The organism is Paenibacillus sp. P4_E11 (assembly GCF_056401635.1).
Genome location: NZ_JBFUIX010000178.1, coordinates 1 through 5,971, shown reverse-complemented (window position 1 = coordinate 5,971; position 5,971 = coordinate 1). Strand labels below are relative to the sequence as shown.

7 protein-coding genes are annotated in these 5,971 nt (G+C 48.6%); all 7 read left to right on the top strand.

Annotated features, from left to right (window positions below; translation table 11 throughout):
• Positions 1-144: 144 nt before the first annotated feature.
• Positions 145-300, top strand: a complete 156-nt coding sequence (locus tag AC1DWB_RS30515; protein ID WP_477544861.1) for a hypothetical protein — start codon at positions 145-147, stop codon at positions 298-300.
• Positions 301-443: 143 nt separating this feature from the next.
• Complete coding sequence (gene ypeB / locus AC1DWB_RS30510; RefSeq protein WP_477544860.1) at positions 444-1,799, top strand: germination protein YpeB; 1,356 nt, start codon at positions 444-446, stop codon at positions 1,797-1,799.
• A 447-nt stretch (positions 1,800-2,246) separates the two neighbouring features.
• Positions 2,247-2,900 (top strand): flagellar brake protein, encoded by a 654-nt coding sequence (locus AC1DWB_RS30505; RefSeq protein WP_477544859.1) that lies wholly within the window; start codon positions 2,247-2,249, stop codon positions 2,898-2,900.
• Between the two features lie 32 nt (positions 2,901-2,932).
• On the top strand, positions 2,933-3,238 hold the full coding sequence (locus AC1DWB_RS30500) for a hypothetical protein (protein WP_477544858.1): 306 nt from the start codon (positions 2,933-2,935) through the stop codon (positions 3,236-3,238).
• 159 nt (positions 3,239-3,397) lie between these two features.
• The gene (gene cmk / locus AC1DWB_RS30495; protein WP_477544857.1) at positions 3,398-4,078 is read left to right on the top strand and encodes a (d)CMP kinase; all 681 of its coding nucleotides are present in this window, start codon (positions 3,398-3,400) and stop codon (positions 4,076-4,078) included.
• A 5-nt stretch (positions 4,079-4,083) separates the two neighbouring features.
• Positions 4,084-4,671 (top strand): lysophospholipid acyltransferase family protein, encoded by a 588-nt coding sequence (locus AC1DWB_RS30490; protein ID WP_477544856.1) that lies wholly within the window; start codon positions 4,084-4,086, stop codon positions 4,669-4,671.
• Positions 4,672-4,798: 127 nt separating this feature from the next.
• Positions 4,799-5,971: 30S ribosomal protein S1 (rpsA, locus tag AC1DWB_RS30485; protein ID WP_477544855.1), on the top strand; the 1,173-nt coding region annotated here is incomplete at its 3' end.

The window sequence follows — 5,971 nt, the reverse complement described above, 5'->3', positions numbered from 1 at the left end:
GTGTATTTATGGCTAAGAAGCTTGTGGAAAGTACACCGGGCGAATGCCAAGTCGCCATTCAAGCTGGTGCGTCGGGAAGAAGAGGTTAAAAGTTAACAATTGTGTCTATAATGGGGCTAATATCTCTTTTAATGGGGGAGAGCCATGATTAGCGAACGTATTAAGGTAAGAATTCGTTGCAGGCAGTGCGGGGAACGATTCGTCTTGCGCGGCAAGCGGGAGAAAGACAAGATTGAGACTGGATTCAAAATGTGTTTATGCAACAATCGTGACGATTTCGAACTGGATCTGGACATATGAATTTCCCGGCAATTCCTTTGCTGGGGCGATATGTTGAACAAGAGACTTATCCCACACAAGGTTGTGGGATTTTTTTTGTATAATCAGCCGCCCTGATACAAAAACTAATTCCAGTTTTGGTGGATGAAAGGGGCGAACCTAGGATGTACAGGAGATTAAGTGGCATCATGTTCCCGATCGTAACACTGCTATTGGCCGGAGCCGTGTTATGGGGATATCAAGTGAACCAGGAGAAGAATTCGATTTTGATTAAAGCGGAGAACCAGTACCAGCGGGCGTTCCATGATTTGTCCTATCACGTGGATCAGCTGCAACGGGAGCTGGGGAACACTCTTGCGATCAATTCAACCTCACACGCCTCTCAGAGACGAGGGCTAGTGAACGTGTGGCGATTAACGAGTGAGGCGCGGAATGAGATTAACCAATTGCCGCTTACACTCATGCCGTTCAATAAGACGGAGGAATTCTTAAGCAACATGGCGAACTTCTCCTATCGCGTATCCGTACGGGATTTGACGAAGGAACCGTTATCGCCAGACGAGATGCAGTCGATGACTGCACTGTATGACCGATCCAAAGAAATATCGACGGAGCTGAGGGATGTACAATCGCAGGTCATCGCGAACAGCTTGAGATGGATGGATGTTGAGGTTGCCCTTGCATCGGAAGAGAAGACGCTAGACAACACGATTATTGACGGCTTCCAGACGGTGGATAAGAAAGTAAGTGAGTACGAGGATTTGAACTGGGGCCCCTCTATGGCCAGCCTGTTCGAGAAACGATCGTTCCAGGCATTGGCCGGAGCCGACGTGTCGGTTGAGGATATTAAGCAGAAGGCAGCGAAATTCCTCGGAATCTCCGATCCGTCCACGATCCAGGTTGTAGAGAATGGGAATGGGATCGAATACAGTTCATTCAGTGTCACGGCCAAGAAGCCGAATACCCAAGACGACGTCTCGATCGATTATACGAAAAAAGGCGGGGAAATGATCTGGTTCATGAGCCCCAGAACGGTGAATGAGCGAAATCTCGATCCAGAGAAAGCCCGAGAAGCCGCGCAACAATTTCTTGAAGCGCATGGATATCCGTCCATGACTGCGGTCAGCTTTGATGAATACCAGAATGTAGCCAACATTACTTTCGCGGGTCAGAAGGACAATATGATCCTGTATCCGGAGAAAGCAACGGTTATGGTTGCATTGGATACTGGTGAAGTGACGGGTCTACAAGCCGCCGATTACTTGTTCGAGCACAAGAACAGAGACATTAAAGCTCCGACATTATCGATGGAACAGGTGAAGAAATCACTTAACCCATCTCTGCAAGTCACGCATGAGACGCTGGCGTTGATCAAGAGTGAAATCGATAAGGAAGTACTATGCTACCAATTCTCCGGGACCATCAACGGGGGCAACTACAGAATATTCCTGAACGCCGATAGCGGCAATGAGGAGAAGGTGGAAGAGCTGAAGCCTGTTGATGTAGAGGTTAGTGCTTAATTATAACCATGTTCGATATGTAATATAGGGTTACCTGACAGCGGCCACCGGCCGCTGTTTCTTTAGTTTTTCAGTAAGGAGGTCCCGTAAGGGCTGTGCTGGAGAATGTTTGTAGAGCGGAATCTCCGCGATAATCCACTACATTGCTCTGACCACAGGGCTTGATATTTTCGGTTCATAGAAAGAAGAACAAAAAAGGGAGTGAACAGGAGAGTGGAGAAGCGAAGCGTCCGCCTTTGAAATCGATTCCTAACCATAAACAACATTCAATCCAAGGAATCGATTTCAACAGCGGGTGGAACCTCCTGTTTACTCCCTCCCTCCCACGCTCCAAACSGGACGATACGCACAAGGACTTAAATTACTGTTCTTTCTCCGAAGGGACGTGGTATAATTAGGTTAAAGCGCCCTAGTGCGTGCATGAATGGAACAGGGGAGGGCCGGCTAGTGCTTCCAAAGGTTAATCAGGTGCTCTATCTTCAAGTCAACTCGATTGACGAGGATGAAGCCAAACAAGAATACAAAGCAAGGATTGCGGATGCCAACGCGAGTTACATATCGATGGAAGTACCAATCCATACAGGAACTGGAAAGTTAAAGCGATTGTACGCAGGCGATCAAATATCCGCTTATTATGTAACCGAAGGTGGAGTGAAGAACTACTTCAACTCGGTCATTCTCGGATTCAAGGAAGAAGTACTCCGGTTAGTGCTCATCAAGCCGCCGGAATTGGGACAAATCACGCAGGTACAGCGTCGTAACTTCCTCCGTGTGCCGGGTGAATTGGAGCTAGCGGTGAAGTTATCGGAGCAGATGCAGTTTCTCGCCACTACCGAGGATGTTGGGGGAGGCGGAATTTCATTTTTCTGCGATGGGAGAATTCCTCTCACGAAGCATGATAGCTTGAATTGCTGGTTATTGACTCCCTTTAAGAGTGGTCAAGTGGATCATGCCAACTTCACAGGTGAAGTTGTCCGGACGAAGCCGCTCGAATCAGGTAAGCAAATTGTGATGTTATCCTTCACCGAGATTCAGGACGTGGAGCGTCAGAAGATTATTCGCTACTGCTTCGAGCGACAGCTGGATTTCCGCAAGCGTTGATGAATAGGTGAGTTGTAGCAGGGGTACACTGAATGGAATCAACTTCCAAGCAGGTGAGCCCCACGATGAGCACCCGATATTCGAACGCGTCTGAGCCATGGAATGAAACTGCTGAATTAGAGATGTTGCCATACAATGAAGCTGCCGCCGATCAATATGAGCAGTTGTTCATCCGTTGGTCGGAGAGAGCCGAACGTCTCATTCGGATAGGGATCGTAACTCTTCTAGCCCTGCTGCTGCTGTCGCAATTACTGCTGCAATGGCCTTTATTTCGCAAGACAGCACTAAAGGTAGAGCGATTAGAGGGAGTACCGTATACACAAACGTCGGATCGGTGAGCATCACGTATCGCTTTGCAACGTTCCGACATTCATGGTATCATTTCTTCTGCAGGCTTGACTGGTATTATTAGCTTGCACTACTCATTGAAACGATAAGGCCCCACGATATTTAGTGGGGTTATTTCATGGCATCGTGGTATAGGAGGATTGAAAGGGTTGGACAAGTTCAATATCGCCATTGACGGCCCTGCAGGCGCGGGGAAAAGCACAGTTGCTCGGATCGTTGCGCAGAAGCTGGGCTTTGTCTATGTGGATACGGGAGCGATGTATAGAGCCGTCACTTGGAAAGCGTTATCTCTGGGCTTAGAACCTGAGCAGACGGAATCGATTGTGAGCATGGCGAATGCCATGAAGCTGGAGCTGTCCCCTGGCCAGGACGGTCAAGTTGTACTAGTGGACGATGTGGATGTTACGGAGGCGATCCGTACAGCACGAGTCACGGCGAACGTCTCGGCTGTATCCCAAATTGCGGACATCCGACTTCTGCTCGTCAGCATGCAACAGCAGATGGCTCGAGCCAAAGGCGTTGTGATGGATGGCCGTGATATCGGCACACAGGTGCTCCCTGACGCTGAGGTCAAGGTATATTTGACCGCTAGTGTGAAGGCACGAGCTGCTCGCCGATATGAAGAGATCAAGCTGAAACAACCCGAATTGACTTTGGAGCAAGTCGAACTCGATCAATCCGAGCGCGACCGTATGGATCAGGAACGGGAAGTCTCACCTTTACGAAGGGCTAAGGATGCCGTCTTGTTGGATGCGACAGAGATGAATGCGCAGCAGGTGGCTGAACGAATCTTGGAAATATCGCAAGCCTCCTCAGGGAAAGGGGCGTAGCCAACATGCTGTATAACTTATGCCGAAATTTGCTTCGTATTTTGTTTAAGCTGTTCTTTGGTCTGAAGTCGTATGGAACTGAGAATGTTCCAGCACATGGCTCAGTCGTCTTGTGCTCGAACCATATTAGCCTGATGGATCCGCCTCTAGTGGGCACTCCCTTGAACCGCAAAGTTTACTACATGGCTAAGGAAGAGCTTTTTCGCGTTCCGGGACTCGGTTGGTTTATCACCCAATTAGGTGCTTTTCCAGTTAAACGCGGCGGTGTCAGTAAAGAATCCATCCGACTCGCTACACAATTGTTGAAGGATCAGAATATGCTTGGCGTATTCCCAGAAGGCTCGAGAAGCAACTCGGGTGGAATGGGCAAGAAGGGTGCGGCCAGTCTGGCGTTCAAAGCGAATGCGATTGTAATACCGGTGGCGATTGTGGGGTCATACAAATGGTTTCGTCGGATGCGCATCTATTATGGTCCGCCGGTTGATTTGGATGAGTATCGCGACAATGGTTCATCGGAATCTCTTGAGCTTGCTACAGAACGCATCATGACGGAAATCCGCAGTATGGTAGCCCGTTACGAGCATGACAAATAAGGAAGCAATAGCTATTGTTACGAATCGAACATTGATTCGAGCGTATGGAAATGGTATCTTGGAATTATACTAACTAATATGTCTATAGATGATCACATAGGTTGTCTGTCGAGGAGGCCATTAATCAATGTCAGAAGAAACGAATGTTCAACAAGCCGATGCGGTGCAGGAAGCCGTAGACAACACAACCCCGGATTTCGCCAATGTGTCCATTATTAAGAAGGGCGATGTGGTGAAAGGGAAGATTGTCAAGATCGAGGACAATCAAGCTATCGTCGATGTCGGTTATAAATATGACGGAGTTGTTCTCTTGAAGGAGTTGTCTTCCCTTCAGTTGGAGAATGCTGGATCCGCTGTTCAAGTGGGTCAAGATGTAGAATTGAAAGTACTTGAACTGAATGATGCTAAGGAACGTCTAGTTCTCTCTAAGCGTGTAGTGGACAGTGAGAAAGCATGGGACGAGCTTCAAGTGAAACTGGAGAGCGGAGAAATTATCGAAGCTGAAGTTGCAGAAGTTGTGAAGGGCGGTCTGGTTGTAGACGTAGGTCTACGTGGATTTATTCCCGCTTCCATGGTGGAGCGTCATTTTGTCGAGGACTTTTCTAGTTACAAAGGCCGTACATTGAAGCTGAAGGTGAAAGAGATCGACCGCGAGAAGAACAAGGTTGTTCTTTCCCAGAAAGACGTACTGGATCAAGAATTCGAAGCGAACAAGCTGCAGATCATGGCGGGTCTTACTGTCGGTCAACAGCTCGAAGGAACCGTTCAACGGTTAACTCCGTTCGGCGCATTCGTGGATATCGGTGGAGTAGATGGCTTGGTGCATATCTCTGAGATGGCTTGGCACCATGTGGCGCAACCTTCTGAAGTAGTCAAGGAAGGTGACAGCGTAACGGTTCAAGTGCTCAAGGTAGACCCTTCTGCTGATCGAATCAGCCTCAGCATCCGTGCTGCTCAACCAGGACCTTGGCAAGCCGCAGCAGGTCAATTCGCAGCGAATACGATCGTAACCGGTACTGTGAAGCGTCTTGTGACGTTCGGTGCATTCGTAGAGATTGCTCCAGGCGTAGAAGGACTCGTTCACATTTCCCAGATCGCTCACCGTCACATTGGAACTCCTCAAGAAGTGTTGAAGGAAGGCCAAGAAGTTCAAGTGAAAATTCTTGACTTCAACGCCGACGAGAAGCGTGTCAGCTTGAGCATCAAGGATACAGAAGAAGCACCTGAACAAGCGCCGAAGTCGGACAAGCGTCCAGAGAAACGTTCGGAGAAACAACCGCAAATTCAGAACGAAAATGTG

Coding starts and splice junctions, on each gene's coding strand:
- AC1DWB_RS30500 (WP_477544858.1), top strand. CDS start 2,933: ATGGAATCAACTTCCAAGCAGGTGAGCCCCACGATGAGCACCCGATAT.
- AC1DWB_RS30515 (WP_477544861.1), top strand. CDS start 145: ATGATTAGCGAACGTATTAAGGTAAGAATTCGTTGCAGGCAGTGCGGG.
- ypeB (WP_477544860.1), top strand. CDS start 444: ATGTACAGGAGATTAAGTGGCATCATGTTCCCGATCGTAACACTGCTA.
- AC1DWB_RS30490 (WP_477544856.1), top strand. CDS start 4,084: ATGCTGTATAACTTATGCCGAAATTTGCTTCGTATTTTGTTTAAGCTG.